Annotated in this window: 29 protein-coding genes; 16 read left to right on the top strand and 13 right to left on the bottom strand. The window is 69.3% G+C overall.

Annotation, left to right across the window (positions count from 1 at the left end; all coding sequences use genetic code 11):
- Window positions 1-20 precede the first annotated feature (20 nt).
- The gene (locus tag CF165_RS18925; RefSeq protein ID WP_093949003.1) at window positions 21-1,226 is read left to right on the top strand and encodes an MFS transporter; all 1,206 of its coding nucleotides are present in this window, start codon (window positions 21-23) and stop codon (window positions 1,224-1,226) included.
- Between the two features lie 206 nt (window positions 1,227-1,432).
- Here CF165_RS18925 and CF165_RS18920 read toward each other — a convergent pair whose 3' ends face one another.
- On the bottom strand, window positions 1,433-2,698 hold the full coding sequence (locus CF165_RS18920; protein ID WP_093948859.1) for a SatS C-terminal domain-containing protein: 1,266 nt from the start codon (window positions 2,696-2,698) through the stop codon (window positions 1,433-1,435).
- Between the two features lie 151 nt (window positions 2,699-2,849).
- Here CF165_RS18920 and CF165_RS18915 point away from each other — a divergent pair, with 151 nt between their 5' ends.
- Complete coding sequence (locus CF165_RS18915) at window positions 2,850-5,354, top strand: DEAD/DEAH box helicase (RefSeq protein ID WP_093948858.1); 2,505 nt, start codon at window positions 2,850-2,852, stop codon at window positions 5,352-5,354.
- Window positions 5,355-5,434: 80 nt separating this feature from the next.
- On the top strand, window positions 5,435-5,581 hold the full coding sequence (locus tag CF165_RS51765; protein ID WP_167441505.1) for a hypothetical protein: 147 nt from the start codon (window positions 5,435-5,437) through the stop codon (window positions 5,579-5,581).
- A 3-nt stretch (window positions 5,582-5,584) separates the two neighbouring features.
- Here the strand turns inward: CF165_RS51765 and CF165_RS18910 are convergent, their stop codons facing one another.
- Together CF165_RS18910 and CF165_RS18905 are read right to left on the bottom strand one after the other, a co-directional pair.
- Window positions 5,585-5,827: an NAD(P)-binding domain-containing protein gene (locus CF165_RS18910; protein WP_240521659.1), complete on the bottom strand. Its 243-nt coding sequence runs from the start codon at window positions 5,825-5,827 to the stop codon at window positions 5,585-5,587.
- Window positions 5,828-6,024: 197 nt separating this feature from the next.
- Window positions 6,025-7,011, bottom strand: coding sequence for a sugar-binding transcriptional regulator (locus CF165_RS18905; protein ID WP_093948857.1), 987 nt, complete (start codon window positions 7,009-7,011; stop codon window positions 6,025-6,027).
- A 128-nt stretch (window positions 7,012-7,139) separates the two neighbouring features.
- Between CF165_RS18905 and CF165_RS18900 the strand changes: the two genes are divergently transcribed.
- From CF165_RS18900 to CF165_RS18885, 4 genes are read left to right on the top strand one after another with little or no spacing between them, the layout of a single operon-like run.
- Entirely contained in the window at window positions 7,140-8,144 is a 1,005-nt protein-coding gene (locus tag CF165_RS18900; RefSeq protein WP_093948856.1) for a zinc-dependent alcohol dehydrogenase family protein, read from the top strand.
- Window positions 8,131-9,471 (top strand): ABC transporter substrate-binding protein, encoded by a 1,341-nt coding sequence (locus CF165_RS18895; protein ID WP_093948855.1) that lies wholly within the window; start codon window positions 8,131-8,133, stop codon window positions 9,469-9,471. Before CF165_RS18900 ends, CF165_RS18895 begins: the two co-directional genes overlap by 14 nt.
- Complete coding sequence (locus CF165_RS18890) at window positions 9,471-10,403, top strand: carbohydrate ABC transporter permease (RefSeq protein ID WP_093948854.1); 933 nt, start codon at window positions 9,471-9,473, stop codon at window positions 10,401-10,403. The genes CF165_RS18895 and CF165_RS18890 overlap by 1 nt, the downstream gene beginning before the upstream one ends.
- Window positions 10,400-11,233 carry a carbohydrate ABC transporter permease gene (locus tag CF165_RS18885; protein ID WP_093948853.1) on the top strand — a complete coding sequence of 278 codons (834 nt, stop codon included), beginning with the start codon at window positions 10,400-10,402 and terminating at the stop codon, window positions 11,231-11,233. Before CF165_RS18890 ends, CF165_RS18885 begins: the two co-directional genes overlap by 4 nt.
- Before the next feature lie 45 nt (window positions 11,234-11,278).
- Here the strand turns inward: CF165_RS18885 and CF165_RS18880 are convergent, their stop codons facing one another.
- Genes CF165_RS18880 through CF165_RS18870 form a run of 3 tightly spaced genes read right to left on the bottom strand, consistent with a single transcriptional unit; the run spans window position 11,279 to window position 13,935 of the window.
- Window positions 11,279-11,473, bottom strand: a complete 195-nt coding sequence (locus tag CF165_RS18880; protein ID WP_072474612.1) for a ferredoxin — start codon at window positions 11,471-11,473, stop codon at window positions 11,279-11,281.
- A gap of 37 nt (window positions 11,474-11,510) precedes the next feature.
- A complete protein-coding gene (locus CF165_RS18875; protein ID WP_093948852.1) occupies window positions 11,511-12,701 on the bottom strand; it encodes a cytochrome P450 in 1,191 nt (396 codons plus the stop codon).
- A 10-nt stretch (window positions 12,702-12,711) separates the two neighbouring features.
- The gene (locus CF165_RS18870) at window positions 12,712-13,935 is read right to left on the bottom strand and encodes a cytochrome P450 (RefSeq protein ID WP_093948851.1); all 1,224 of its coding nucleotides are present in this window, start codon (window positions 13,933-13,935) and stop codon (window positions 12,712-12,714) included.
- Window positions 13,936-14,114: 179 nt separating this feature from the next.
- Between CF165_RS18870 and CF165_RS18865 the strand changes: the two genes are divergently transcribed.
- Window positions 14,115-14,753, top strand: a complete 639-nt coding sequence (locus CF165_RS18865) for a TetR/AcrR family transcriptional regulator (protein ID WP_093948850.1) — start codon at window positions 14,115-14,117, stop codon at window positions 14,751-14,753.
- A 286-nt stretch (window positions 14,754-15,039) separates the two neighbouring features.
- Window positions 15,040-15,693, top strand: a complete 654-nt coding sequence (locus CF165_RS18860) for a GH12 family glycosyl hydrolase domain-containing protein (RefSeq protein WP_240521658.1) — start codon at window positions 15,040-15,042, stop codon at window positions 15,691-15,693.
- A gap of 48 nt (window positions 15,694-15,741) precedes the next feature.
- Here the strand turns inward: CF165_RS18860 and CF165_RS18855 are convergent, their stop codons facing one another.
- The 3 genes from CF165_RS18855 to deoC are packed head-to-tail and all read right to left on the bottom strand — an operon-like array spanning window position 15,742 to window position 19,008.
- Entirely contained in the window at window positions 15,742-16,608 is an 867-nt protein-coding gene (locus tag CF165_RS18855; RefSeq protein ID WP_093948848.1) for an aldehyde dehydrogenase family protein, read from the bottom strand.
- Entirely contained in the window at window positions 16,601-18,034 is a 1,434-nt protein-coding gene (locus CF165_RS18850) for an aldehyde dehydrogenase family protein (RefSeq protein WP_093948847.1), read from the bottom strand. The genes CF165_RS18855 and CF165_RS18850 overlap by 8 nt, the downstream gene beginning before the upstream one ends.
- Entirely contained in the window at window positions 18,034-19,008 is a 975-nt protein-coding gene (gene deoC, locus CF165_RS18845) for a deoxyribose-phosphate aldolase (RefSeq protein ID WP_093948846.1), read from the bottom strand. Before deoC ends, CF165_RS18850 begins: the two co-directional genes overlap by 1 nt.
- Window positions 19,009-19,153: 145 nt before the next feature.
- Between deoC and CF165_RS18840 the strand changes: the two genes are divergently transcribed.
- Window positions 19,154-19,726 (top strand): Uma2 family endonuclease, encoded by a 573-nt coding sequence (locus CF165_RS18840; RefSeq protein WP_093949002.1) that lies wholly within the window; start codon window positions 19,154-19,156, stop codon window positions 19,724-19,726.
- Here CF165_RS18840 and CF165_RS18835 read toward each other — a convergent pair.
- Window positions 19,723-20,337 carry a DUF1707 SHOCT-like domain-containing protein gene (locus CF165_RS18835; protein ID WP_205660913.1) on the bottom strand — a complete coding sequence of 205 codons (615 nt, stop codon included), beginning with the start codon at window positions 20,335-20,337 and terminating at the stop codon, window positions 19,723-19,725. The genes CF165_RS18840 and CF165_RS18835 overlap by 4 nt on opposite strands.
- A gap of 85 nt (window positions 20,338-20,422) precedes the next feature.
- Between CF165_RS18835 and CF165_RS18830 the strand changes: the two genes are divergently transcribed.
- A complete protein-coding gene (locus tag CF165_RS18830) occupies window positions 20,423-20,854 on the top strand; it encodes a protein-tyrosine phosphatase family protein (RefSeq protein WP_093948844.1) in 432 nt (143 codons plus the stop codon).
- Here the strand turns inward: CF165_RS18830 and CF165_RS18825 are convergent.
- Window positions 20,829-21,020, bottom strand: a complete 192-nt coding sequence (locus tag CF165_RS18825) for a DUF397 domain-containing protein (RefSeq protein WP_093948843.1) — start codon at window positions 21,018-21,020, stop codon at window positions 20,829-20,831. The genes CF165_RS18830 and CF165_RS18825 overlap by 26 nt on opposite strands.
- A complete protein-coding gene (locus CF165_RS18820) occupies window positions 21,017-21,883 on the bottom strand; it encodes a helix-turn-helix domain-containing protein (RefSeq protein WP_093948842.1) in 867 nt (288 codons plus the stop codon). The genes CF165_RS18825 and CF165_RS18820 overlap by 4 nt, the downstream gene beginning before the upstream one ends.
- 93 nt (window positions 21,884-21,976) lie before the next feature.
- Between CF165_RS18820 and CF165_RS18815 the strand changes: the two genes are divergently transcribed.
- Genes CF165_RS18815 through CF165_RS18795 form a run of 5 tightly spaced genes read left to right on the top strand, consistent with a single transcriptional unit; the run spans window position 21,977 to window position 25,617 of the window.
- The gene (locus tag CF165_RS18815; RefSeq protein WP_167441504.1) at window positions 21,977-22,186 is read left to right on the top strand and encodes a hypothetical protein; all 210 of its coding nucleotides are present in this window, start codon (window positions 21,977-21,979) and stop codon (window positions 22,184-22,186) included.
- A gap of 10 nt (window positions 22,187-22,196) precedes the next feature.
- On the top strand, window positions 22,197-22,820 hold the full coding sequence (gene upp / locus CF165_RS18810) for a uracil phosphoribosyltransferase (protein WP_093948840.1): 624 nt from the start codon (window positions 22,197-22,199) through the stop codon (window positions 22,818-22,820).
- 32 nt (window positions 22,821-22,852) lie between these two features.
- Complete coding sequence (locus CF165_RS18805) at window positions 22,853-23,746, top strand: pentapeptide repeat-containing protein (RefSeq protein ID WP_093949001.1); 894 nt, start codon at window positions 22,853-22,855, stop codon at window positions 23,744-23,746.
- A gap of 36 nt (window positions 23,747-23,782) precedes the next feature.
- On the top strand, window positions 23,783-24,352 hold the full coding sequence (locus CF165_RS18800) for an RNA polymerase sigma factor (protein ID WP_093948839.1): 570 nt from the start codon (window positions 23,783-23,785) through the stop codon (window positions 24,350-24,352).
- Entirely contained in the window at window positions 24,349-25,617 is a 1,269-nt protein-coding gene (locus CF165_RS18795; protein WP_093948838.1) for a hypothetical protein, read from the top strand. The genes CF165_RS18800 and CF165_RS18795 overlap by 4 nt, the downstream gene beginning before the upstream one ends.
- On the opposite strand, the gene CF165_RS18790 is transcribed toward CF165_RS18795, so the two are convergent.
- Window positions 25,590-26,207 (bottom strand): TetR/AcrR family transcriptional regulator, encoded by a 618-nt coding sequence (locus CF165_RS18790; RefSeq protein ID WP_093948837.1) that lies wholly within the window; start codon window positions 26,205-26,207, stop codon window positions 25,590-25,592. The genes CF165_RS18795 and CF165_RS18790 overlap by 28 nt on opposite strands.
- Window positions 26,208-26,287 lie beyond the last annotated feature (80 nt).

The following is a 26,287-nucleotide window of genomic DNA, read 5'->3' as shown; positions in this document are numbered from 1 at the left end:
TATTTGAGACGGTGACGAAGATGGCGCAGGTCACGGGCGGTTCGGGTGAGCAGCTGCAGGCGAGTTCACGACGGTGGCTCATCCTCGCGCTCGGCCTCGCCGCGCAGACCGCGAGCTGCTCGTTCCTCTACGGCATCCCGTTCCTGGTCCCGGCCATGCGCGCCGCCGAGGGGCTGACGCTGGCCGAGGCCGGGACGGTCGTCGCGGCGCCGAGCATCGGACTGCTGTTTACCCTGATCGTGTGGGGCGCGGCTGCGGACCGTTACGGAGAGCGCCTCATCATGGCCCTCGGCCTGGGCCTTTCGGGGTTACTCCTGGTGTACGCCGGGATGGGAACTCACCCGGTCGGGCTCCTCTTTGGGGTGTTTTTGACGGCCGGCGCCTGTACGGCTTCGGTGAACGCGGCGAGCGGTCGCGTCGTGATGGGCTGGTTCGCGAAGTCCGAGCGCGGCGTGGCGATGGGGATCCGCCAGACGGCCCAGCCGCTCGGCGTCGGCGTCGCCGCGCTGGGCCTGCCGCCGCTGGCTTCGCACTTCGGGTTCCGCGCGGCCGTCCTGCTGCCGGCCGGCCTCGCGATCGTCGTCGCGCTGCTGGTGGCGTGGCTGGTGACGGACCCGCCGCGGCCGCCTCGCCCGGCGACGGGGGAGAAGCCACCGTCGCCGTACCGGCACGCGGCGCTGTGGCGGGTCCACGGCGCGAGCGCGCTGCTGGTGGTGCCACAGTTCGCGGTGTCGGCGTTCGCGCCGGTGTACCTGGTGTCGGTGCAGCACTGGAGCCCCCTGACGGCGGGCTGGTACCTGGCGGCGGTCCAGGTGCTGGGCGCTGCTGGGCGCCTGGGGTCGGGCTGGTGGTCGGACCGCGTGGGCAGCCGTCTCCGCCCGATGCGTCAGCTGGCTGTCTTGAGTTGCTTCGTCATGCTCCTGGTGGCGTTGGGCGATGCTTCGTGGCCATGGCTGGTGCTGCTGGCGCTCGCGCTGGCCGGGGTGATCACGGTCGCCGACAACGGCCTCGGCTTCACGGCGTCGGCCGAACTGGCGGGCCTGGCGTGGTCGGGCCGCGCGATGGGCACGCAGAACACGGGCCAGAACGTCGCGGCCTCGCTCACGCCGCCGCTGCTGGGCCTGGTGATCGGCGACAGCAGGTACGCACTGGCGTTCTGCGTCGCGGCGATCTTCCCGGCCCTGGCGATCGCGGTGGTCCCGACCCGCGCGGAACCCGCTGACTGACCCGTGTCGTCCCTCCAATCACGCGTGATGACCCTCCAATCACGCGTGATGTCCGCCCATTCACGCGAGATGCCGGCGGAGCCCGGGCGCTCGTGTGCTTGAAGGGGCGACACGCGTGATTGAGCAGTCGACTCGCGTGATTGGAGGGACGACACGACGAAGGCCGCCTCCCGGACTACAGGAGGCGGCCTTCGAACGGAAGAAACTCAGGCGACCGTCAGGCGGTTCTCGAACGTCTCCACCAGCTTGCGCCACGCGCTCTGCTCCGCGTCGAACGGCGCCGACGGCTCGAGGCGCGTCGGGTCCGGGCGGAGCACGAACGACACCAGCCAGCCCAGGCTCTCGTTGCCCGCCAGCGCCGTCTCGGCCGAGTCGTCGCCCGCCCAGTCCGCCGCGTCCGTGATCAGCTCGACCGCGAGCTCCAGCTGGGTCGGGTCGATCGCCTCCGGGCCCTCCGCGATGTCCGCGTCCAGGCCCGTCAGCACGTACGTGTTCTCCGGGTCGACCTCGATCTCGAGCTCGCCCGCCGTCGCCTTCGTCAGGACCTCGTCCCACGTGGACACGTCGGCGAGGTCGGTGTCGGCCAGCTCCTTGCCGTCGGCCAGGGCGCGGGCGAGGGCCGCCGGAGACGTGAACACGTCGATCTCGCCCTCGCTGCCGAGGAACACCGGCGCGTCGTCGAGGTAGCAGCGCAGCGTGTAGTACTCCGCGCCGGACGTGATGATCTTGATCGGGTCGATGCCGACCTCGGCCCAGAAGCCGACCGGGAGGTCTTCCTCGTCTTCCTCCGAGTCGTCCGAGGAGTCGAGCGAGTCGATGGCCTCGAGGTCCTCTTCGCCCTCGGCGCCGGCTTCGGCCTCCGCGGACTCCTCGTGGAACGCCGCCAGCTCCTCGGCGGTCTGCTCCAGCACCTTCTCGTCGACCTCCGGCTGGGTCACCAGGCCGTCGATCGCGTCGAGGATGGTGTCCCACTTCTGCGACACCGTCTCGGACAGGTCGTTCCACACCTGCACGCCGACGCCGCCGGTGAACGGCAGCGTGCCCTGGTCGAGCAGCGAGAAGCCCTCGGTCGAGTCGAGGATCTCGTGAACCTCTTCGAGGTCGCAGACGTCGGCGAGCGAGCGCACGATGCCGACGATCTCGGCCAGCTCCGCGATGTGCCAGACGTCCGGCTCCTCGGCGACGAGCTCGGGCACGCCGACGAGGTCGTAGGTGTGGTCCTCGTCCGGGATCAGCTCGGGCACGTTCAGCGAGGGCACGGCGTCCCAGGCCGGGTGGTCGAGCAGGTCGTGGCGCTCGGACGTGCGGACGAAGGCGGCCAGGTGGGCTGCGTCGGGGAAGGCGTACAGGTCGTCCTCGTCGCCGAGGAACGCTTCCCACTCCTCGCCGTCTTCCCGCCAGCGCGGCGCCCACAGGGTGACGACGTCGCCCTGCGGCAGGCCGAGTTCGATCGGGATGATGTCCTGTGCCATTCCTAAGCCCTCCGGAGTACCGCCCGTGTGCGCGCGTGACCGGAAGTATCACCCGGTCGACACGCGGTACCGCGAAGCCTACGGGTTTCCCACTCGCGATGCGATCGCCCCTGCCCACTTTGCGGCGAGCGGATGGCACGATGGACGCCTGATGACTCTCACAGACCTCCTGCCTGCGGATCCCGACCCCGACGCCCTCTTCGAAGCCTTCACGACCTGGACGGCCGAGCGGGGCATCGAGCTGTACCCGGCGCAGGAGGAGGCGGTGATGGAGGTCGTCTCCGGATCGAACGTCATCCTGTCGACGCCGACCGGCTCCGGGAAAAGCCTCGTCGCCGTCGGCGCGCACTTCACCGCGCTCGCCCAGGGCCGCCGCAGCTACTACACCGCGCCCATCAAGGCCCTCGTTTCGGAGAAGTTCTTCCAGCTCATCGACATCTTCGGCGCCGACAGCGTCGGGATGATGACCGGCGACTCCAGCGTCAACCCGGACGCCCCGATCATCTGCTGCACGGCGGAAATCCTGGCGAACATCGCGTTGCGGTTCGGGGCGGACGCCCCCGTCGGGCAGGTCGTGGCCGACGAGTTCCACTTCTACTCCGAGCCCGACCGCGGCTGGGCGTGGCAGGTGCCGCTGCTGGAGCTGCGAGGAGCCCAGTTCGTCCTGATGTCGGCGACCCTGGGCGACGTGTCCTTCTTCGAGAAGGACCTCACCCGCCGCACCGGCAAGCCGACCGCGGTCGTCACGTCGGCGCAGCGGCCGGTGCCCCTGACCTTCCGGTACGCGCTGACGCCGCTGCACGAAACCATGTCCGAGCTGCTCAACGGCGGCCAGGCGCCGGTCTACGTCGTGCACTTCTCGCAGGCCGCGGCCATCGAGCGCGCGCAGACGCTGATGAGCATCAACGTCACCACGAAGGCCGAGAAGGAGGCCATCGCCGAGCTGATCGGCGACTTCCGGTTCGCGGCCGGGTTCGGCAAGACGCTCTCGCGGCTGGTCCGGCACGGCATCGGCGTCCACCACGCGGGCATGCTGCCGAAGTACCGGCGATTGGTCGAGACCTTGGCACAGTCCGGGCTGCTCAAGGTGATCTGCGGGACCGACACGCTCGGCGTCGGCATCAACGTCCCGATCCGGACCGTCGTCTTCTCCGCGCTGACGAAGTACGACGGCGTCCGGCAGCGGCACCTCAAGGCACGCGAGTTCCACCAGATCGCCGGCCGGGCCGGGCGTGCGGGCTACGACACCGACGGCTACGTCGTCGTGCAGGCGCCCGACCACGTCGTCGAGAACGCCAAGGCCCTGGAGAAGGCGGGCGACGACCCGAAGAAGAAAAAGAAGATCGTCCGGAAGAAGGCGCCGGAGGGCTTCGTCAACTGGACCGAGAGCACGTTCGACCGGCTCATCGCCGCCGACCCGGAGCCGCTGACGTCCAGCTTCAAGGTCACGCACTCGATGCTGCTGAACGTGATTTCGCGGCCGGGCAACGCGTTCGACTCGATGCGGCACCTGCTCGAGGACAACCACGAAGACCGCGCGTCACAGCGCAAGCTCATCCTGCGCGCCATCGCGATCTGCCGCGCGCTGCTCGCCGCCGGCGTCGTCGAACGACTGTCCGAACCGGACGAACAGGGCCGGATCATCCGGCTCACCGTCGACCTGCAGTTCGACTTCGCGCTCAACCAGCCGCTTTCGCCGTTCGCGCTGGCCGCGATCGAGCTGTTCGACCTCGAGTCGCCGAGCTACGCGCTCGACGTCGTGTCCGTTGTGGAATCCACAGTGGACAACCCGCGGCCGGTGCTCTCGCAGCAGCAGTTCAAGGCACGCGGCGAGGCCGTGCAGGCGATGAAGGCCGAAGGCATCGAGTACGACGAGCGCATGGAGCTGCTCGAGAACGTCAGCTACCCGAAGCCGCTCGAAGAGCTGCTGCAGGGCGCGTTCCACAGCTACCGGCAGGGCCACCCCTGGGTCGCCGACTACGAGCTGTCGCCGAAGTCGGTCGTGCGGGACATGTACGAGCGCGCGATGAACTTCGTCGAGTACGTCGGCTTCTACCAGCTCGCCCGGTCCGAGGGCCTGGTGCTGCGCTACCTCGCCGACGTCTACGACGCGCTGCGCCACACGGTCCCGGACGAAGCGAAGACCGAGGCGCTGCAGGACCTCATCGAGTGGCTCGGCGAACTCGTCCGCCAGGTCGACTCGAGTCTCCTGGACGAGTGGGAAGCGCTGCGGCACCCGACGGAAGAAGGCCCGGTGTCGCACCGGCCGCCCGAGCCGCCGCCGGGCGTCACCCGCAACGAACGCGCGTTCCGCGTCCTGGTCCGCAACGAGCTGTTCCGCCGGGTCGAGCTGTTCGGGCGGCGGGCGTGGAACGTGCTCGGCGAGCTGGACGCGGAGTCGGGCTGGGACGCCGACGCGTGGGAAGACGCCATCGAGGACTACTTCGAGGAGTACGACTCGCTCGGCACCGGCCCGGACGCGCGCGGCCCGGCGCTGCTGATGATCGAGCAGCAGCCGGACGTCTGGAAGGTGCGGCAGATCTTCGACGACCCGGCGGGCGACCACGACTGGGGCATCAGCGCCGAGGTCGACCTGGCCGCGTCGGACGAGGCCGGGATGGCGGTGGTCCGGGTGACCGGGGTGGGCGCGCACTGACTGCCGGGTTGCGCTCAACGGCGTAGTCCCGTGGCGTGGTTTCCGCGTTAGCGTGGAGGCTTCGGAACCTGGGAGGGACCATGGGGAACTTCAAGCGCGTACTGGCCGGGATGTTCTTCGGCGCGGTGGTGGTCGTCGGTCTCGCCCCGGCCGCGTCGGCCGCATCGATGGTGGAGTACGCGTTGCTGGCGAGCCCGAACGCCACCGCCATCGAATACGGCGTCTGACGCTCAGCTCACCGGGGTCAAGGTCGCCTGGGCGTCTTCGCCCGCGAACCACAACCCGGGGACGGCCAGGAGCAGCACGTCCGCGAAAGCGGCCGCCTCACGCCAGGTTCCGGTGGGCGCGCCGAGCCGCGCGGCCAGCGCGCCCGGGTCGGAACGGCCGCTCACCATCAGTTCGTGACCGGCGCGCGCCCACTGCGTGCCGAGCGCGTCCGCCATCCCGCCCGTGCCGAAGATCCCGATCCGCATGCTTCCTCCTTGTGCTTGGCTGTACCAGCACGACGGTAGGAACCCCGGAAGGAACCGAACGGTAACCATGTGCGGGTAGCCGAGCAGCAGTCCTGCGGTGACGTCGAACCCGAGACTCGGTTTGCACCCGCCGGAGTACGCCGCGGAGGCGGCCGTACGGCCGGGGGGAGTAGGGCCGCAACCCGGATCTCGCGTGATCAGCGGGGCATCACGGGGTTCTTCGCCACCAGAGCCAGCAAAGGGACGGCGGCTGCGGCGTCGGTGATGAGGGTCGAGACCATGCCGGAGCGGAGGACTGCGTCCACCGCCGCGGCTTTGGGCCTGCTGTAGCCCAGGGCGATCACCTCGGGGACCGCCATCAGCTCCTCGTGGCTGATCGCCAGGACGTGGTGGGCCAAGCCGGTGGAGAGAGCGTTTCCCGACGCGTCGAACAGCCGGGCCGCGACCTCCGCCGTCGCGCCGCGGGCCGCGATCGCCGCGCGCTCGGTCTCGTCCAGCGCGTCGTACACCGTCGACTCGCCCGGCTGCCACGAGCCGATGCTGACCACCGCCTTCGTCAGGTTGCGGAACTGGCCGAACGTCTCCGCGATGCCGGGCTGACGTCGCAGCGTCTCCGTCGTGCGGCGGTCGGGCAGCACCAGCGGGCCGAAGATCGGGTACGCGTCGCCGCCGGACACCGATGTCACGCGGCTGACCGTCTCGACCGACCGCCCGCGCATGTCCATCCCGGCCTGGACCCCGCAGAGCTGGACGATCGGGCACCGCGGCAGCGACCGGATCGCCTCGGTCATCGCGTTCACCGACCGCGCCCACGACAGCCCGATGACGTCCGACGGAACCGCGATCTCCTCCAGCAGCCGCGCCGCCAATGCCCCGATCTTCGCGCGGACGACCTCCTTCGGCTCGCGCTCGGTTGAGCGTTCCAGCACCAGTGCCCGCTCGAGGCCGTACGCCGAGCGCACCTCGTCCGACAGGGCCAGATCGACCGGCGCCGGCAGGGAGAACTCCACCCTGACCAGGCCGGACTCCATGGCGGTGTCGAGCATCCGCGCCACCTTGAACCGGCTGACGCCGAACTCGTCGGCGATCTCCAGTTTGGAGCGTCCCTGCACGTAGAAGCGCCGGGCGACGGTGGCGAGCAGCATCGCTTCAGTGAGCGAAGAACCCTTACGAGAGGCGCTCATATGAGCATAATAGCGCGAAATCCCGCCGAAAGGTTGACGTAATACCGACGTCAGACCTGTAATGCCTTCACATCTTCTCGTCGCGATAGGTCAACGTTGCTCATCTGAGCGCGAGAAAGGGGCGAGGCATGCGTGCCGCCATCGTCGACCGGCCCGGTGAGATCAGGGTCGGCGAGGTGCCCGATCCGAAACCCGGGGAACGTCAGGTCGTCGTCAAGGTCGGAGCGTGCGGCATCTGCGGCACCGACCTGCACATCGCGGACGGGCACTTCCCGCCCACGCCGTACCCCATCGTCCCCGGGCACGAGTTCGCCGGGGAGATCGTCGAGCTCGGCGCGGACGTGCCGGGCGAGTGGAAGATCGGCGACCGCGTCGCCGTCGACCCGTCCCTGTTCTGCGGCTACTGCGGCCCGTGCCGCGCCGGCCACGGCAACCTCTGCGCGAACTGGGGCGCCACCGGTGACACCGTCGACGGCGCCTTCGCCGAGTACGTCGCCGTCCCGTCGTCCACCTGCTACCGCATGCCCGACTCGATGACCTGGGAGCAGGGCGCGCTGGTCGAACCCGTTTCCTGTGCGGTGCACGGCGTCCGCCGCGTCGGCGTCGAGGCCGGTGAGCACTTTCTCGTCGTCGGCGCCGGGACCATGGGCCTGATCATGCAGCAGCTGCTGCAGCGCTCGGGCGCGCAGGTCACGGTGGTCGACCGCAACGAAGCCCGGCTGCCCCGGGCGACGAGCCTCGGTGCCGTCGCCACCGCAAAGGACGTCAGCGACCTGAACGGCGAGAAGTTCGACGTCGCCGTCGACTGCACCGGCGCCGCGCCCGCCATCGAAGCCGCCTTCGACGCGATCCGGCGCGGGGGACGGCTGCTCGTCTTCGGCGTCGCCCCGGCCGAAGCGCGCGTCGCGCTCTCGCCGTTCCGCATCTACAACGACGAGATCACCGTCGTCGGCTCGATGGCCGTGCTGCACAGCTTCGGCGCCGCGCTCGACCTGGTCGCGAGCGGCGCGATCGACACGGACTCGCTGCTCACGGACACCCTGCCGCTGGAGCAGTACCCCGAGGCGCTGGCCAAGATGCGCAGCGGCTCGGGCCTCAAGGTGCAGGTCCTCCCCGGAGGTGGCCGTGCGTAAGCTCCTCACCCTCTTCGCGGCGACGTCGCTGCTGGTCACCGGCTGCGCAGGAGCCGGCTCGATCGGCACTGGTAACTCGACGCTCGTCATCGCCATCGTGTCCAACCCGCAGATGAAGGACGCGATCTCGCTCGCGCCGGAGTTCGAGAAGGCCACCGGCATCAGCCTGAAGTTCGTCTCCCTGCCGGAAAACCAGGCTCGCGCGAAGATCACCGCGTCGACCGCCACCGAGGGCGGCGAGTTCGACGTCGTCATGATCAGCAACTACGAGGCCCCGCAGTGGGCGGCCAACGGCTGGCTCGAGAACCTCGAACCGCACATGGCGGCCACCCCGGGCTACGACGAAGGCGACTTCATCCCCAGCATCAAGCAGTCGCTGTCGTACCAGAACCAGATGTACGCGGTGCCGTTCTACGGCGAATCGTCGTTCCTGGCCTACCGCAAGGACCTCTTCCAGAAGGCCGGGATCACCATGCCGGCCAAGCCGACCTGGCAGCAGATCGCGGACTTCGCCGCGAAGCTCGACGACAAGGCGGCGGGCGTCGCGGGGATCTGCCTGCGCGGTAAGCCCGGCTGGGGCGAGAGCCTCGCGCCGTTCACGACTGTGGCCAACACCTTCGGCGCGCAGTGGTTCGACAAGGACTGGAACGCCAAGCTGACGTCTCCGGAGTTCGCGCAGGCCGCGAACTTCTACGTCAACCTGATCCGCGAGCACGGTGAAGTCGGCGCCTCCAGCGCCGGGTTCTCCGAGTGCGGCACCCGCTACACCCAGGGCAACGCGGCGATGTGGTACGACGCGACGGTCATGGCGGGCACCAACGAGGACCCCGCCAGCAGCAAGATCGTCGGCAAGTCCGGGTACGCGCCCGCGCCGGTCGTCAAGACGCAGGCCAGCGGCTGGCTCTACACCTGGGCGCTCGGCATCCCCAAGGTGGCCAAGGACAAGGACGCGGCCTGGAAGTTCATGGCCTGGATGACCGACAAGGCGTACGTGCAGAAGGTCGGCCAGACCTACGGCTGGAACCGCGTCCCGCCGGGTGTCCGCCAGTCGACGTACGCCATCCCCGACTACGCCAAGGCCGCCGCGGCCTACGCGAAGCCGACGCTCGACGGCATCGCGGACGCGAACCAGCAGAAGGTCATGGCGAACCCGGTGCCCTACCCCGGCATCCAGTTCGTCGGCATCCCCGAGTTCCAGGACCTGGGCACGCGGGTGAGCCAGCAGCTGTCGGCGGCGATCGCCGGCCGTGAATCCGTCGAAGACGCGTTGAAACAGTCCCAGGACTACGCGCAAACCGTGGGCGATTCGTACAAGGCGGTGCAGTGATGTCCACGCTCTCCGTATCCACCCCCACCTCCACCTCGCGGGCGAAGGTCGAAGAGAAACGTGGCCTGAGCACGGCGGCCAAGCGACGGCTGCCGCTGCTGCCCGCGCTGATCTTCGTCATCGCGGTGACGCAGCTGCCGTTCCTGCTCACCGTGTTCTACTCGTTCCAGTCGTGGAACCTGGTCCGGCCCGGGTCGCGGCACTTCGTCGGCCTGGACAACTACATCGACGTCTTCAGTGACACGACGTTCCTGGTCGCCCTGCTCAACACGGTGCTGCTGACCGTGGTGTGCGTGTTCGTCGCGTTGCTGCTCGGCCTCGGCCTGGCGATCCTGCTGGACCGCAAGTTCCTCGGCCGCGGCGTCGTCCGGACGTTGCTGATCACGCCGTTCCTCATCCTCCCGGCGGCCGGCGCGCTGCTGTGGAAGACGACGATGTTCGACCCGACCTACGGGCTGCTGCACTTCGTCTTCGGCACCGACGTCGACTGGCTGTCGGAGTTCCCGCTGGCTTCGGTGATGGCCCAGATCGTGTGGCAGTGGACGCCGTTCATGATGCTGCTCATCCTGGCCGGCCTGCAGAGCCAGGCCAAGGACGTGCTCGAAGCGGCCAATGTGGACGGTGCGGGCCGCTGGCGGACGTTCGTCTTCATCACGCTGCCGCACCTGTCCCGGTTCCTGCAGCTGGCCACCCTGCTGGGCGCGATCTACATCGTGAACAGCTTCGACGCGATCTTCCTGATGACCCAGGGCGGCCCGGGCACGGCGAGCACCAACCTGCCGTACTACATCTACCAGCGCGCGTTCGAGGGCTTCGACGTCGGCCAGTCCTCGGCGATGGGCGTGATCGTGGTGATCCTGACGATGATCGTCGCGACCTTCGCGCTGCGCCTGATGTTCCGCACGTTCTCGGTGAGCGGAGGGATCAAATGACCACCGTCGCGCCCCGCAAGCGGGCTTACGGCAAGGGGTCGCTGACCGTCGCGACCTGGATCATCGCGATCCTGTTCGTCTTCCCGCTGCTGTGGATGATCCTCACGGCGTTCAAGCAGGAGGCGGACGCCTACACCGACCCGCCGAAGCTGTTCTTCACGCCGACGTTCGAGCAGCTCGGGAACGTCCTGAGCGGCGGGTTCCTGCCGTACCTGTCGAACTCGGCGTTCGTCACGATCCTGTCGACGGCCTTGGTGCTGCTCTTCGGCGTCCCGGCGGCGTACGCGCTGTCGCTGGCGCCGGTGAAGGGCACGTCGAACGCGCTCGGGTTCTTCCTCTCGACGAAGATGCTGCCGATCGTGGCGGCGATCATCCCGCTGTACGTGATCTCGCAGAACACCGAGTTGCTCGACACGGTGTGGGCGCTGGTCATCCTGTACACGTCGATGAACCTGCCGCTGGCCATCTGGATGATGCGGTCGTTCTTCCTCGAGGTGCCGCACGAGATGATCGAAGCGGGCCGGATCGACGGCGCCAACCTGCCGACGCTGCTGCGCAAGATCATCATGCCGGTGGTCGCGCCGGGGATCGCGGCGACCGCGCTGATCTGCGTGATCTTCTCCTGGACGGAGTTCTTCTACGCGGTCAACCTGACCGCGGCCCGGGCCGGCACGGTCCCGGTGTTCCTCGTCGGGTTCATCACCAGCGAAGGCTTGTACTGGGCGCAGCTGTCGGCCGCCGCGCTGCTGGCGTCGCTGCCGGTGATGATCGTCGGCTGGATCGCCCAGAACCACCTGGTCCGCGGCCTGTCCATGGGCGCGGTCAAGTAACCCGTGAAGGCCACCTCGACCCCTCGAGGTGGCCTTCACGGCGTGTCACTCCTGGAGCGAGAGGGCTTGGCTGGGGCAGACGTGCACCGCTTCGCGGGCCTTCTCGACCAGCTCGCCCGTGGGCTGGTCGTCGAGGACGATGACGGTGCCGTCGTCCTCGCTCTGGTCGAACAGCGCGGGCTCGGTGAGCACGCACTGACCGGCGCCGACGCACTTGCCGGTGTCCGCGATGATCTTCATGGTCCTTCTCTCCTGTGGTGGGATGGCAGTTCGTTCTCTACCAGGTCACCGGCAGCCGGTACAGGCCGTAGATGTTCGCGTCGTCCTTGAACGGCAGGTCGTCCACCGAAGTGGCCAATTCCAAAGAAGGCACCCGCCGGAACAGCGTGTCGAAGACGATCTGCAGTTCCATCCGGGCCAGGTTCTGGCCGAGGCACTGGTGGGGGCCGAAGCCGAACGCGACGTGGTGGCGCGCGCCGCGGTCGATGTCCAGCTCGTCCGGGTTCTCGAACGCCCGCGGGTCGCGGTTCGCCGAATAGCCCAGGGCCAGCACGCCCTCGCCGGCGCGGATCAGCTGCCCGCCGACCTCGATGTCCTCGACGCACAGCCGGGCCGTGGCCGCGTCCACGATCGTGAAGTACCGCAGCATCTCCTCGACCGCGTCGAGCGTCTTGCCCGGGTCGGCCCGGATCGCCGCGAGCTGCTCCGGGTTGCGCAGGAACGCCACGGTGGACAGCGAGATCATGTTCGCCGTCGTCTCGTGGCCCGCCACCAGCAGCAGGAACCCGGTCGCGGCCAGCGCCGCCCGCCGGTAGGTGCCCTCTTCGCGCAGCTTGACGATCTGCCGCCCGAGCAGGTCGTCCGGCGGGTTGTCCTCCTTCCCGGCGATGAGGTCGGCCAGGTAGCCGCGCACCGCGTCGACGGCCGCCCGCCGTTCCACCGGGGGCGTGTCGCGCTTGATCAGCTTCGTCGTGTGCGTCTGGAAGAAGTCGTGGTCGGCGTAGGGGACGCCGAGCATTTCGCAGATGACCAGCGACGGCACCGGCAGCGACAGCGTCTCGACGAGGTCACCCGGCTTCGGCCCGGCCAGCAGCGCGTCGATCTGCCCGTCGACGATCTCCTGGATCCGCGGCCGCAGCGCCTCCATCCGGCGCACGGTGAACTCGCCGAGCACGGCCTTGCGGGCGGGCCCGTGCTCGGGCGCGTCCATGGTGATCATGGTGCGCTCGTCGTCCGGGCGCCGGAACCCCGGCACCAGCTGCGGGAAGTCCGGGTGCTGCCGGTCGGCGCTGAACCGCCGGTCGTTCAGCACCGTCCGGACGTCTTCGTGCCTGCTGACCACCCAGGCCTGCCTGCCGTCGGGCAGCCCGACGCGGGTGATCGGGTCCTTCTCCCGGATCTCCTCGTACGCCGCGGGCGGCGCGAACGGGCAGGTCCGGGTCATCGGGAACTCGTGCAGCGCGGTCATGGCGTGCTCCTCACCAGGTCACGGGCAGGCAGTAGAGACCGAAGATCGCCGAATCGTGCTTGAACGGCAGCTGCTCGACCGGCGCGGCCAGCTTGAGCTCCGGGATGCGGCGGAACAGCGTGTCGAAGACGATCTGCAGCTCCATCCGGGCCAGGTTCTGGCCGAGGCACTGGTGCGGGCCGAAGCCGAACGCGACGTGGTGGCGAGCGCCGCGTTCCAGGTCGAGGTCGTCCGGGTTGTCGAACGCGGCGGCGTCGCGGTTGCCGGAGTAGCTCAGCCCGAGCACGCCCTCGCCTTCGCGGATCAGCTGCCCGCCGATCTCGACGTCCTGGGTGGCGACGCGCGAGGTCGCGAACTCCGCGATCGTGAAGTACCGCAGCAGCTCCTCGACGGCGTCGAGGGTCTTGCCGGGGTCGTTCTTGATGATCGCGAGCTGGTCCGGGTTCTCCAGCAGCGCGACCGTGCCGAGCGAAATCATGTTCGCCGTCGTCTCGTGCCCGGCGATGAGGAGCAGGAAGGCCAGCGAGACGAGCTCGTCGTGCTGGGCCTCGCCGTGCTCTTCGCGCTGCTTGAGGATCTGGCGGCCGAGCAGGTCGTCGGTCGGCTCCGCCTCCTTCGTGGCGACCAGCCGGTCGAGGTACTCCTGCAGCTCGTCGACCGCCTTGACCCGGGTCTCCTGGTCGACCTCCCGGTTGAGCAGCGTCGAGCTGCGCACCTGGAAGAAGTCGTGGTCGGCGTAGGGGACGCCGAGCAGTTCGCAGATGACCAGCGACGGCACCGGCAGGGACAGCGCCGAGACGAGGTCGGCGGGCTTCGGGCCGGCCAGGATCGCGTCGATGTGCTCATCGACGATCTGCTGGATCCGCGGCTGCAGGGCCTTCATCCGCTTGACGGTGAACTCGCCGACGACCTCGCGCCGGGCGGCGCCGTGTTCCGGCGGGTCCATGTTGATCAGCGACGGCGTGAATCCGGGCCGCCGGACCTGGCGGCCCGCCTTCGTCAGGATCGGGAAGCCGGGGTTGAAGCGGTCGGAACTGAACCGCGGGTCGGTCAGCATCTGCCGGACGTCCTCGAGCCGCGTCACCGCCCACGCCTCCTGACCGGACTGCATCGTGACGCGGTGGACCGGGCCGGCTTCGCGGAGCTTCTCGTAGGCGGGCGGCGGTGCGAACGGACAGCTGCGTTCGAGCGGGAAGACGGCGTCGACGGTGGCAGGTTCGGCTACTTCGGTCATTTCGGACCCCCTGAATCAGACGGAAAGTATGCGGAGGATTACATTCCGGTTCTCTGATCCAACGTACCGAAGCGGAAGGACATCGTCCACTAGCTAACGGGTGACCGCTTGCGGACCCGGTGTGTGGACGGCTGACCATGCGAGAATCACCTCGCGCGACCCAGCGAGAGGCGAACGGCATGACGGCAGACCCCGAGACCACCCTGCGCGCGGACGCGCGGCGCAACCGCGACCAGATCCTGGCCGCCGCGAAGAGCATCTTCGCCGTCTCCGGTCCCGAGGCGCCGATGGAGGAGATCGCCCGCGCGGCCGGCGTCGGCGTCGGCACGCTCTACCGCCGGTTCCCGGACCGGGACGCGCTGATCCGGGCGGTCGCGATGGACAACTTCGAGCGGGTGCTGAGCGACGCCCGCGCGATCGCCGCCGAGGAGACGTCGCCGTGGCGCGCGCTGGAGCGGCTGCTTCGGCACTCGGTGGCGCTGCAGCTGAGCGTGCAGCTGGCCATGGTGTCGCACCGGGCGCTGGTGATCATGAAGAACGACCCGGAGGTTCGCCGCCTGCGCGACGAGATCCTGGTGGTCCTCGACGGCTTCGTCGACGGGGCGAAGGCCGAGGGCAAGCTTCGCGAGGACGTCGGGGCTGGCGACATCGCGATCCTGCTGGCGACGCTGTTGCGGCAGATGCGCGCGAAGGCGCCGGAGGTCGCGGAGATGGCGGCGCGCCGGTGCGTCGGCATCATGATCGACGGCCTCAGTTCGCGGCCGGGTTCCCCGCTGCCCGGCCGTCCGATCACGTCCGACGACCTCGACCCCGACTGAGTCCGCCGATTTTCGTGTTAGGGTTCCGCCTCGTTCTGCCGGAATTGCAGCTGCGGGCGGGAAAATGCGACGAAGAATGCTGGCCGTGTTGTTGGCGATTCCCTTTCTGGCGGTCGCGGGCTGCGGAGACGTGCCGGTGGACGGCGCGGCTGCCGCTCCGGCATCGCTGCCCGCTCCGGTGCCCACCTCTTCGACCGCTCCCTCTTCCGCCGGGTCCGCCACCTCGCCGCCGCCGACGTCCCGACCTGCGCCTCCGTCGACCCCGGCGCCGCCGTCGACCACTCCGGTGCGGAACTGCCGCACCCCGGAGTTCACGACGACCGACCCCGACGGCGGCTGGTCGGACGGCGGCTACTACGTCCACAACAACATGTGGAACGCCGGTGAAGCGGGCCCGGAAACGTTGCGTGCGTGCGCCTACGACAACTGGTACGTCGAATCCGTCCAACCCGATTCGTCGTCGGTGAAAACCTATCCGAACGTGCACAAGGACATCGACAACCAGAACGGGAAACCGTTCAACGACTATTCGGTGATCAAATCGACGTTCGCGGGCCGCGGGCCGGGCGTCGGCGTGTACGACGTGGCGTACGACCTGTGGCTGAACGGCGTCGGTGACGGCAAGGGCGTCTCGGAGCTGATGGTGTGGACGGAGAACCGCAAGCAGGTCCCGTCCGGCGACAAGCTGACGACCTACACGGCCGGCGGCGCGACGTACGACGTCTGGGCGGACACCGACGGGTACGTGGCGTTCGTTTCGCGGGCGGCGCAGTATTCGGGGGACCTCGACCTGAAGGCGATGATCGCGTGGGCGATCGGCAAGGGCCTGATCCCGCCGAACCCGACGGTCAACCAGATCGGCTACGGCATCGAGTTCTGCTCCACCGGCGGCGGGAAGGCGCGGTTCACGCTGACGGACTTCTCGGTGACGATGAGCTAGCGGCCGCCACCCGGGTTTCGCCCGGGCAGCGGCCGCTCGCTCGTGGTCTCACACGCCCAGCGGGTGCCAGACCGTCTTCGCCTCCAGGTACCTCCGCAGCCGCGTGAGGTCCGGGGACGTCGTCCAGTCCGGCTCGGCCGCGGGGACCGTCAAGACCCGCTTCACGGTGTTCGCCGCTTCGCGCGCCAGGTCCGGGCGGTCCGCCGGGGCGGCTCCCGTCGGGTCCAGGGCGTTGACGTCGCCGTGCGAGGCCAGCCAGGGGCCCAGCTCCGACGCGTGGCCCGTGAGGATGTTCGCCACGCCGCCCGGGACGTCCGAGGTGGCCAGGACCTCCGACAGCGTGATCGCCGGCAGCGGCCGTTCCGCGCTCGAGACCACCACCGCCGTCGAGCCCGTCGCCAGGACCGGGGCCAGGACCTCGACCAGGCCCAGCAGGGAGGAGCTCTGCGGCGCCAGGACGCCCACGACGCCCGTCGGCTCCGGGACCGTGAACGAGAAGTACGGGCCCGCCACCGGGTTCGCCGCGCCGAGGACCGTGGCGATCTTGTCCGTCCAGCCCGCGTACCAGACCCAGCGGTCGATCGCCGCGTCCACAATGGACTCCGCCTTCTTCGCGGCCAGGCCTTCCGACGCCGACACCTCGGCGACGAACTGGTCGCGGCGGCCTTCCAGCACCTCGGCCACCCGGTAGAGCACCTGGCCGCGGTTGTACGCCGTCGCCGCCGACCAGCCGGGGAAGGCCTTGCGGGCCGCCACCACCGCGTCGCGGACGTCCTTGCGGGACGCGTGGGCCGCGTTCGCCAGGAACCTGCCCTTCGCGTCCGTCACCGGGTACACCCGGCCGGACTCCGAACGCGGGAACTTGCCGCCGATGTACAGCTTGTACGTCTTCGCGACGGAGATTCGGTCAGACATTCAGGTAAGCCTCCAGCCCGGTGCGGCCGCCTTCGCGCCCGAAGCCGGATTCCTGGTAGCCGCCGAACGGTGCGGCGGGGTCGAAGCGGTTGAAGGTGTTGGCCCACACCACGCCGGCGCGCAGCTGGTTCGCCATCCACAGGATCCGGGAGCCCTTTTCGGTCCAGATGCCCGCCGAAAGCCCGTACGGCGTGTTGTTCGCCTTCGCCACGGCCTCGTCCGGGGTGCGGAACGTCAGCACCGACAGCACCGGGCCGAAGATCTCCTCGCGCGCGATCCGCATCGACTGCTGGACGTTCGCGAACACCGTCGGGGCGAAGAAGAACCCGCGGTCCGGCACCGGGCACGGGCTGGTCCAGCGCTGCGCGCCCTCGGCGTCACCCGATTCGACGAGCCCGCGGATCTTGGCGAGCTGCTCGGCCGAGTTGATGGCGCCGATGTCGGTGTTCTTGTCCAGCGGGTCGCCGATCCGCAACGTCGAGACGCGGTAGCGCAGCTTCTCCAGCACCTCTTCGGCGATGGATTCCTGCACCAGCAGCCGCGAGCCCGCGCAGCAGACGTGGCCCTGGTTGAAGAAGATGCCGTTGACGATGCCCTCGATCGCCTGGTCGAGCGGCGCGTCCTCGAACACGATGTTCGCGGCCTTGCCGCCCAGCTCCAGCGTCAGCTTCTTGGGCGTGCCCGCGACCTGGCGCTGGATCGCCTTGCCGACCTCGGTCGAGCCGGTGAACGCGATCTTGTCGATGTCGGCGTGCTCCACCAGGGACGCGCCGATGTCGCCCGCGCCCGGCAGGATGTTCACCACGCCCGGCGGCAGCTCGGCCTGCTGGCAGATCTCGGCGAACACCAGCGCGGTCAGCGGCGTCGTCTCGGCCGGCTTCAGCACCACGGTGTTGCCGGTGGCCAGCGCCGGGGCGATCTTCCAGGCCAGCATCAGCAGCGGGAAGTTCCACGGGATGATCTGGCCCGCGACGCCGAGGGGCTTGGGGTTCGGGCCGTAGCCCGCGTAGTCCAGCTTGTCCGCCCAGCCGGCGTGGTAGAAGAAGTGCGCGGCGGCGGTCGGGACGTCGGAGTCGCGCGACTCCTTGATCGGCTTGCCGTTGTCCAGGCTCTCCAGCACGGCCAGCTCGCGCGAGCGTTCCTGGATCAGCCGCGCGATGCGGAAGAGGTACTTCGCCCGCTCGGTGCCCGGCATCTTGGACCAGACGCCGTTGTAGGCCTTGCGCGCGGCCTTGACCGCGATGTCCACATCGGACTTCGACGCGGTGCCGACCTCGGCGAGGACCTCTTCGGTGGCCGGGTTGATCGTCTTCAGCGGCTCACCCGAGCCGTCGACGAATTCGCCGTCGACAAAGGGTTTGTAGGAGTCCTTGAGGTTCGCGATGGCGCGCGACTCCGGCGCCGGTGCGTACTCGAAAACAGGCATCAGTCCACCGTCACGTAGTCGGGGCCGCTGTAGTGGCCGTCCACCTGGGTGCGGCGCTGCAGCAGCAGGTCGTTGAGCAGGCTGGACGCGCCGAAGCGGAACAGGTCCGGGGTCAGCCACTGCTCGCCGGCGACCTCGTGCACGGCGACCAGGTACTTGATCGCGTCCTTCGTGGTCCGGATGCCGCCCGCGGGCTTGACGCCGCGCAGCTCGCCGGTCTGGACGTGCCAGTCGTGGACGGCCTGCAGCATGATGTGGGTGACCGGCAGCGTCGCGGCGGGGGAGACCTTGCCGGTGGAGGTCTTGATGAAGTCGCCGCCGGCCAGCAGCGCCAGCCACGACGCGCGCCGCACGTTGTCGTAGGTCGCCAGTTCACCGGTCTCGAGGATGACCTTCAGGTGGGCGTCGCCGCAGGCTTCTTTGATCGCCTGGATCTCTTCGAAGACGTCCATGTACCGGCCTTCGAGGAAGGCACCGCGGTCGATCACCATGTCGACTTCGTGCGCACCGGCGTCGACGGCGATCTTCGTGTCGGCCAGCTTGATGTCACGGCTGGTGCGCCCGGCGGGAAAGCCGGTGGCGACGCTCGCGACGTGCACCCCGCTGCCCTTGAGCGCTTCGACGGCCGTGGCGACCAGATCGGGGTACACGCAGACGGCGGCGACGCGCGGGGTGTCCTGGCGTTCGGGATCGGGCCGGACCGCCTTCGCGGCCAGCGCCCGGACCTTGCCCTGGGTGTCGGCGCCCTCCAACGTGGTCAGGTCGACCATGGAGATGGCGGTGTCGATGGCCCACCGCTTGGCGTCCTTCTTGATGCTGCGCGTGCCGAGGCCCGCCGCGCGCTGCTCGACGCCGACCTGGTCGACACCGGGCAGCCCGAGCAGGAAGCGGCGCAGGCTCGCGTCGTCGCGAGTCGCGTCCGCCAGCGGTGCCGGGGTGGCCGGCGCCGCTGACGTGCTGGTCGTGGCTGTCATGAGCCTGAGTCTAGGCGGCGGGTCTGACAGTGTGGTCCCGACAGTACGAGCGTGGTTACCGATCAGTGGCCAGGGCTAGCGCTAGCTTCGGTTAGTCTGATGCTTATTGAAAGCGAACCTGGCGGTGGCGATCGGGGCTGAGACCATGACCGCTCTACCGGACTGGATGTTACTGTCGGCATCCGGACTGAGCGCAGACGACTACGATGCGTTACCAGAAGAAGTCTGCCGTCGCATCGAGATCGTCGATGGAGCCATCCTCGTGAACCCGTCCCCGCGCCGTTCGCACCAGAACTTCGCTCGGCGCCTGGCACATGCCTTCGAGGATGCTTGCGGCCCGGAGTTCGGGGTTTCCACCGACGTCGACCTCCGGCTGCGTGACGTACCGCTGCTCAACCGGCGGCCGGACATCGTGGTGTACGACTCGGCGTTGCCTGACGAGGTCGTACTCAGACCGGAGTACTGCGTACTCGTGGTCGAGGTCATGTCACCCGGTTCGGTCACCGCGGACCAGATCGACAAGCCGGGCGAGTACGCGGCCGGCGGAATCAAGCACTTCTGGCGCGTCGAGAACACCGACGACCCCGAGAAGCTCCGCGTGTTCCGTTACCAGCTGGACCCGACCACGAAGACCTACGCGCCCGCTGCTGTGCACGACGGGCCGTTCACCGTGACCGACCCCTTCACGGTGAACATCGACCTCGCCGGGCTGCTCTAGGCTCCTTCGATCTGCGGCGGCTCCACGCGCTTGGCCGGCTTCCGGTACACGACGACCCCGCCCCAGAAGGCCAGCCCGTTGATCTTCACCGTCGGGGCCGTCGGCGGGGCCGGGGGTGCGCCCGACTTGTCCTCCAGCACGAACCCGCCCATGAATCCGATGCCTGTGACGTCCACGTTGATGTCGTCCGGGACCGTGATCTGGATGCCGCCCATGATGGCGACCGCGGTGATCGTGCTGTTCTTGTCCGCGAAGCGGGCCTGGCGGAGGTCGATCTCCGCGCCGCCCCAGAACGCGAAGCTGTTGTGCTGCGGGGGCAGGACCCAGCTGCCCTTGCGGACCGCGCCGGACATCACACCGATCGACACCGGGGAGCCCGGGTGGCCACCGATGCGCTGGTCCGGGTAGCCCACGGCCCTCGTCATCGCCGGTTCGACGGCCGCGCTCGTGAGAGGCAGGTCCACCGTCACCGGCTTCAGCTCGCCGAGCGTCTTCGCCGCGTAGACCGTCGTCAGCCGCTCTTCCAGCTCGTTGACCGTGATCCGCCCTTCGGAGAGGGCGTTGTGCAGCACCTGGGCGACGCGCTCGCGATCGGCGTCGGAGGCCCGCATCTGGTCGGGCGTCAGTTCGCTCACCCGGCGCAGCCTATCGGCGAAAACCACCCGGTGTGTCCATCTTCCGGAGGACACTGGGGCCATGGGGTCAACTACGGTCGAATTCCCGGACGGCGTCCGGGTCCGCGGCCGCGGGCTGGGTCGCCCGCGGCCGGACGAAGCTGAGCCGGATTTCGGGCTCTACCTGGGGACGAGCCGGCTGCGGCGCAAGCACGGCGGCGGCCTCACCTGGCCGCACGAGTGGGTTAACTGGCCGGATTTCCTGCTGCCGACCGACCCCGGGACGGCCCGCAGGCAGATCAAGGCCCTCCACGAACGGGCGAAGACCGAAACCGTCGAAGTCGCCTGCTACGGCGGCGCGGGCCGGACCGGCACGGTGATGGCCTGCCTGGCGACCCTGTCGGGGGTGCCGGCCGAGGATGCCGTCGCGTGGGTGCGCGAGCACTACCACGAACGGGCGGTCGAAACGCCCTGGCAGCGACGCTGGGTCAGCTGGTTCGCGCGGCAGAGCTGAGGAAGGCGGCCCAGGCGGAAGCGGGGACGGCCAGGTGGCCGCCCTCGCGGTCCTTGGTGTCCCGGACGCCGACGGTGGTGCTGGAGGAGGTGGGGCTGGTCACCTCGACGCAGTTGGCCTGGTCGCTGCTGTAGCTGCTTTTGCGCCAGGCGCCCTGGGCGATCATGGAACTTCCTCCTGGCCGGTCAGCTCGCCGAGGGCGCTGGCAACGAGCCTCATCGACTCTTCAGGTGACAGCGCGACGGCGCGAATGCCTTGCCACGCAACCTTAACACGCTCGATCTGCTGGTCCTCCTCGAGAAAACTGCTCGTTCCGCAGCTGTCCATGTAGGCAACCGACGGGTTCGACTCGAAATCGAGCAGCACGAATGGGCCGGTCAAGCCGGGATGCGCCTTCGTGCGAAACGGTACGACCTGAATCGTCACCATGCTGCGCTCGTTGAGATTGAGCAAGTGCCGCAGTTGCGCACGCATGATCTCGGGAGAGCACGCGGGCCTGGTCAACACGGTCTCATCCACGATCAGGTGGATGATTGGTGCGGGGTGGCGGCTGAAGATCACCTGGCGAGTCATGCGTGTGGCGACCAAAGTGTCGATTTCGGCGCTGGTCAGCTTGGGGTTCGCTCCGCTGATGATCGCGCGCGAGTAATCGGCGACCTGCGCCAATCCGGGGAAGAGTGTTGGCTCGTAGTTCCGGATGGCCGTCGCCTCGGTTTCGAAGCGGATCAGGTCCTTCCAATTCGTCGGCAGCTTGCCATGAATCTCGTGCCAGTTCCTCTCCTCACCCTCCCTGACCAGGGCCAGCAGCTCGGTCCGCTTCGCCCCCGGCACGCGCAGCAGCCCCAGGATCGCCGACACGTCATCCGCGTAGAGCCCCCGGTCGCCGGTCTCCATCCGGCTGATCTTGCTCTCGGAGCAGTCGAGCGCTTTCGCCACGTCCAGGCAGGTCAGGCCCGCCGCGATGCGGAGGGTCCGCAGCTCCGCGGAGACCCTTCGCTGCCGCACCGACACCCGCTTGTTCTTGGCCATGCGGACACCTTCGCCGCTTGCCACAGCGGCAAGGAAGATCGCTCACCCGGTTGAACAGTTGCGTGCGCCGGTGGCAAGAAACCAGGGTTGGTCATGCTCGAAAAGAAGAAACGCATGGACCGGACCTGGACCCTCAACGGCGTGTACGCGAACTGGAAGCTCACCCTGGTGATCGAGCCGGGCGACTACGCCCACTCCGTGCCCGAGTGGCCTGGGGAGAAGCTGGCCCCGGTCGTCGGGCACTTCTTCGAGGCCGTCAACCTCTACGAACTGGGGAGGGACGCCGAACCGCTCACCGGCTAAGTTGACCCGCATGGATGTGCACGTCGTCGATCACCCCCTCGCGAAGGCCCGGCTCTCCACGATGCGCGACGCGCGCACCGACAGCGCCGCGTTCCGGGCCGCGCTGCACGAACTGACCGTCATGCTGGTCTACGAAGCCACCCGCGACGTGCCGGTGAAGACCGCGCGGATCCACACGCCGGTCGCCCGCACCGACGGCTACACCCTCGCGAAGCCGCCGCTGCTGGTACCGGTGCTGCGGGCCGGGCTGGGCATGGCCGACCAGGCCCACAAGCTGATCCCGGACGCGCAGATGGGCTTCGTCGGCCTGGCGCGCGACGAGGAGACGCTGAAGCCGACGCCGTACCTCGAGTCGCTGCCGGAGTCCCTCGCCGACCGGCCGGTCATGGTGCTCGACCCGATGCTCGCCACCGGCGGCTCGATGGAGTACACGATCCGGCTGCTCACCGACCGCGGCGCCGACGACGTCACGGCCATCTGCGCGCTGGCCGCGCCGGAAGGCCTGGCGCACCTGGAGAAGACCGGCCTGCCGGTGCGGGTGGTGACGGCGAGCATCGACGAGCGGCTCAACGACTCGGGCTTCATCGTCCCTGGCCTCGGCGACGCCGGTGACCGCCAGTACGGCGCCGTCTAGCCTTGCCGGTCCTCAAGTGGCGGTGGATCGCCGTGACCGCCGCCGCGGTCGCGGCCGTCACCGCCGGGCTGCTGTGGCTGTTCCTCGCCTGGTCCGGGGAGCCGACCGCGCCGGTGCGGATCGACGCGGTCAAGACGGCCTTCGGCGTCGGTGCCGGAGCCGGCGGGGTGTTCGCGCTGTGGCTGGCGACGCGCCGCCAGCGCACCCTCGAACTCCAGCTGGCCGAGACGACCCGCGTCGCGGCCGTGACCGAACGGGATCTCGAAGAGCGGCGCGTCACCGAGCTGTACACGAAGGCCGTCGAGCAGCTCGGCAGTGACAAGGCGCCGGTCCGGCTCGGCGGGCTGTACGCGCTGGAGCGGCTCGGGCAGGACAACCCGAAGCAGCGTCAGACGATCGTCAACGTGCTGTGCGCGTACCTGCGGATGCCGTTCAAGGCTCCCAAGCACGGCCTCAAGGGCACCGCGGCCCGCGAAACGGCCGACCACGACGATCCCGAACTCCAGGTCCGGCTGGCCGCGCAGGAACTGCTCAAGACGCACCTGAGCCACGACGGACCGGCGTACTGGCCGGGGATGTCGATCGACCTGCAGCGGGCGGTGCTCATCGACTTCCGGTTGAGCGGCTGCACGCTCGAAGCCGCCGACTTCAGCCGCGCCCGGTTCGTCGGCTCGGTCCACATCCGCGGCACGACCTTCGCCCGCCGGGCCGGGTTCTACGGCGCGGACTTCGCCGCGCCCGCGAACTTCGACCAGTCGGTCTTCGCGGAAGGCGCGTTCTTCTCGTGGGCCCACTTCCACGGGGACACGCGGTTCACCCGGACCCGGTCGGCCGGCGAATTCCTGTTCGCCAACACCACCTTCGAAGGTCAGGCGCTCTTCGACGGCGGCGAGCACGAGAAACTCGAGCTGCCGGTGGAGGACTGAGCGCAACATCCCGGCCGATGCCGGCCACTGAGGGGTGTGACCAGCCATGCGACGGGGGCGCCGGTGGACGACCGGGCACTGTGGGACCGGGCTTCCGGCGGCGACGAGGCGGCGTTCAGCCAGCTCTTCGAACGGCACGCCGAGGCCGTCTGGAACCACGCCTACCGGCTGACCGGCTCGTGGGCCGGCGCCGAAGACCTGACCTCCACGACGTTCCTGACCGCCTGGCGCCGCCGCGCCGACGTCACGCTGGTGCGGGACAGCGCCCTGCCGTGGCTCTACACGGTGGCGGGCAACGCCGCCCGTGACGAATACCGCGGCGCGAGACGGCGGCTGCGGCTGCTCCGGAAGATCCCGGACCCGCCGGTGGTGTCCGACCACGCCGACGCGGTGGCCGAGCGGCTCGACGGCGAGGAGCGGCTGCGCGAGATCGTCGGCGCCGTCCGGATGCTGCCGAAGGCGCAGCGGGACGTCGTCGAGCTGTGCCTGCTCGGGGACGTCAGCGTCGCCGACGCCGCCGCGTTGCTGACGGTCGCCGAGGTCACCGTCCGCTCCCACCTGTCCCGGGCCCGCGCCCGGCTGCGCACGCTGCTGGAGGAGAAATGAGCGAGGACCTCGGTCTCCCACCCCGGCGGGCCCTGCCGGACGACATCCGCGACCGGCTGCGGGCCGAACTCCGCCGGGGCATCGCGAAGCGGCACCCGTCCCGGGTTTGGTACGCCGCCGCGGCCGCTGTCGTCGTGCTGGCGGCGGGTGCGGTCGTCGCGACGAAGGTGATCCGGCAGCCCGCCGAGGTAGTCCCCGCCCCGCCCGCCGGTGGCGGGCTGACCTTGGACGCTCAGGTGGCGAAGTCGTCGCTCGACCGCTGCTTTGCGGCCTTCAAGGCGATGAACAAGGCGGCGGACGGCTGGGGCTTCTCGTACGCGCGGGAGGAATGGGTCCCGATGTTCACCCAGGTCGAGGGGGCGGACGCGGTGGTCGCGGCGACGGGGGGCGGCGAGTCGCTGGTGTTCTGCGAGACGACCGAAACGACCGTGACGCTGTCGGGACTGTCGAACAAGAGCGACAGGTCCGACACTGTGTCCGGGCTGAACTTCACGCTGGTGTCCCACAGTGCCACCGGCACGGTCGGCGGGATCCTCGGCCCCGGGGCGGAGGGCGCTCTCCTCGAGTCGGCTACCGAGGGGCAGTCCATGTCCCAGGACATCCGGTTCTCCCCGGTCACCCGCCAGTTCGTCGTGATGACTCGGACCGACCCGGCGCGGACGACGCTCACCCTCGACAACCGTCCGGAGAAGTACGTGCTGCCCGCGGGGCCGCCGCCGCTGCTTTCGGTCGTCGACCGGCCGGTGACCGCCGACCGGACGTCCCCGGCGGGGCGGGCACTGGGCGAGTGCCTGGCCGCCGCCGAGGAGGTGCTCCCCGACGCCGCGGCCTACCTGCCGGGGCCGTTGCTGGAAACCGACGGCTACCGGGTGGTCCTGGGCCGTCGCGGTGACCGGGTCGTCATCTGCACGACCGAGCCCGACTATCAGCGGCCGGGGAAGACCAAGTCGCGCGTCTACCCCGATTTCGTTCCGCGGCCGGTCGCGCCGGTGCGGTTGTTGCGGGTGAGCACCCTGGGCGCGACCGAAGCGGGCGGCGAGCCGGGGAAGTCTCGGACGCCGTACGCCGTCGCGGTGCCCGTGAACGCGGCGAAGACGACCGTCGACTTCGGCGTCGGGAAGCCTGTCGAGGCCGCAGTCGTCGACGGCATGGCCCTGACCTGGATCCCGAAGGAACTCGGCATCGTCCCGGACGTGAAGGTGCACGTCGTGGTCCGGGACGCGCACGGCACGATCCTCTACGACGGGTCGTTGCCGCTGGCCTGAGGTCGCAGCCAGCCGGAGGCGTTCGCGCGCAGAGCCCGCTCGTACGAGCTCGTGACGTCGAACTCCTCCGGCAGGTTGCCGGTCAGCTCCAGCGAGACCAGGCCGTGCACGATGGCCCAGCAGCCGACCGCGATCGTCTCCGGCGGGACGTCGAGGAAGACGCCGTCCGCGATGGCACGGCGGATGATCGTTTCCAGGGGCTTCAGCGTTTCGCGGGCGAGCTTCTCGGCGTCTTCGTTCGGCTCGAACCCGGGGACCGACCTGGTGAACATGATCCCGTAGAGGTGCGGGTCGGCCAGCGCGCTCGCACGGTAGGCGCTGCCGAGCGCGACGAGGTCCTCGACGGCGTCGCCGGTCAGCGGGGTGCGGGCCATCCGGGCGCCGAAGCGGCGGAAGCCCTCGGAGTACAGAGCGTTGACCAGGTCGGGTTTGCTGCCGAAGAGCGAGTAGACGGCGGTGGTCGACGTCCCGGCGTCGGCGGCCAGCTTCCGCAGGGAAAGCGCCTTCGGCCCCTCGGCGGCGATGAGCTCCCCGGCCCGGTCGAGCAGCTTGAGCCGGAGCGCCTCGTCGTGCGTGCGTGGTCGCGCCATCTACCCAGCGTAGTACAACGCTGTTATTTTTGCAGCCGGTGATTTGACCTGGAGTGCACTCCAGGTCGTACTGTCGAGCC

The sequence above is a fragment of the Amycolatopsis vastitatis genome, from assembly GCF_002234595.1.
Taxonomy (GTDB): domain Bacteria; phylum Actinomycetota; class Actinomycetes; order Mycobacteriales; family Pseudonocardiaceae; genus Amycolatopsis; species Amycolatopsis vastitatis.
The sequence above is the reverse complement of the archived record's forward strand: the minus strand, read 5'-3'. Positions and strand labels throughout refer to the sequence as shown.

What these genes read in the sequence shown, in the direction of transcription:
- CF165_RS51765 (WP_167441505.1), top strand. Translation starts at nt 5,435, where the DNA reads ATGGGGAACTTCAAGCGCGTACTGGCCGGGATGTTCTTCGGCGCGGTG.
- CF165_RS18880 (WP_072474612.1), bottom strand. Translation starts at nt 11,473, where the DNA reads ATGAAGATCATCGCGGACACCGGCAAGTGCGTCGGCGCCGGTCAGTGC.
- CF165_RS18840 (WP_093949002.1), top strand. Translation starts at nt 19,154, where the DNA reads ATGACCGCTCTACCGGACTGGATGTTACTGTCGGCATCCGGACTGAGC.
- CF165_RS18865 (WP_093948850.1), top strand. Translation starts at nt 14,115, where the DNA reads ATGACGGCAGACCCCGAGACCACCCTGCGCGCGGACGCGCGGCGCAAC.
- CF165_RS18920 (WP_093948859.1), bottom strand. Translation starts at nt 2,698, where the DNA reads ATGGCACAGGACATCATCCCGATCGAACTCGGCCTGCCGCAGGGCGAC.
- upp (WP_093948840.1), top strand. Translation starts at nt 22,197, where the DNA reads ATGGATGTGCACGTCGTCGATCACCCCCTCGCGAAGGCCCGGCTCTCC.
- CF165_RS18815 (WP_167441504.1), top strand. Translation starts at nt 21,977, where the DNA reads ATGCTCGAAAAGAAGAAACGCATGGACCGGACCTGGACCCTCAACGGC.
- CF165_RS18870 (WP_093948851.1), bottom strand. Translation starts at nt 13,935, where the DNA reads ATGACCGAAGTAGCCGAACCTGCCACCGTCGACGCCGTCTTCCCGCTC.
- CF165_RS18890 (WP_093948854.1), top strand. Translation starts at nt 9,471, where the DNA reads ATGTCCACGCTCTCCGTATCCACCCCCACCTCCACCTCGCGGGCGAAG.
- CF165_RS18830 (WP_093948844.1), top strand. Translation starts at nt 20,423, where the DNA reads ATGGGGTCAACTACGGTCGAATTCCCGGACGGCGTCCGGGTCCGCGGC.
- CF165_RS18905 (WP_093948857.1), bottom strand. Translation starts at nt 7,011, where the DNA reads ATGAGCGCCTCTCGTAAGGGTTCTTCGCTCACTGAAGCGATGCTGCTC.
- CF165_RS18795 (WP_093948838.1), top strand. Translation starts at nt 24,349, where the DNA reads ATGAGCGAGGACCTCGGTCTCCCACCCCGGCGGGCCCTGCCGGACGAC.
- CF165_RS18835 (WP_205660913.1), bottom strand. Translation starts at nt 20,337, where the DNA reads ATGCGGGCCTCCGACGCCGATCGCGAGCGCGTCGCCCAGGTGCTGCAC.
- CF165_RS18825 (WP_093948843.1), bottom strand. Translation starts at nt 21,020, where the DNA reads ATGATCGCCCAGGGCGCCTGGCGCAAAAGCAGCTACAGCAGCGACCAG.
- CF165_RS18915 (WP_093948858.1), top strand. Translation starts at nt 2,850, where the DNA reads ATGACTCTCACAGACCTCCTGCCTGCGGATCCCGACCCCGACGCCCTC.
- deoC (WP_093948846.1), bottom strand. Translation starts at nt 19,008, where the DNA reads ATGACAGCCACGACCAGCACGTCAGCGGCGCCGGCCACCCCGGCACCG.
- CF165_RS18855 (WP_093948848.1), bottom strand. Translation starts at nt 16,608, where the DNA reads ATGTCTGACCGAATCTCCGTCGCGAAGACGTACAAGCTGTACATCGGC.
- CF165_RS18850 (WP_093948847.1), bottom strand. Translation starts at nt 18,034, where the DNA reads ATGCCTGTTTTCGAGTACGCACCGGCGCCGGAGTCGCGCGCCATCGCG.
- CF165_RS18790 (WP_093948837.1), bottom strand. Translation starts at nt 26,207, where the DNA reads ATGGCGCGACCACGCACGCACGACGAGGCGCTCCGGCTCAAGCTGCTC.
- CF165_RS18900 (WP_093948856.1), top strand. Translation starts at nt 7,140, where the DNA reads ATGCGTGCCGCCATCGTCGACCGGCCCGGTGAGATCAGGGTCGGCGAG.
- CF165_RS18910 (WP_240521659.1), bottom strand. Translation starts at nt 5,827, where the DNA reads ATGCGGATCGGGATCTTCGGCACGGGCGGGATGGCGGACGCGCTCGGC.
- CF165_RS18885 (WP_093948853.1), top strand. Translation starts at nt 10,400, where the DNA reads ATGACCACCGTCGCGCCCCGCAAGCGGGCTTACGGCAAGGGGTCGCTG.
- CF165_RS18925 (WP_093949003.1), top strand. Translation starts at nt 21, where the DNA reads ATGGCGCAGGTCACGGGCGGTTCGGGTGAGCAGCTGCAGGCGAGTTCA.
- CF165_RS18820 (WP_093948842.1), bottom strand. Translation starts at nt 21,883, where the DNA reads ATGGCCAAGAACAAGCGGGTGTCGGTGCGGCAGCGAAGGGTCTCCGCG.
- CF165_RS18875 (WP_093948852.1), bottom strand. Translation starts at nt 12,701, where the DNA reads ATGACCGCGCTGCACGAGTTCCCGATGACCCGGACCTGCCCGTTCGCG.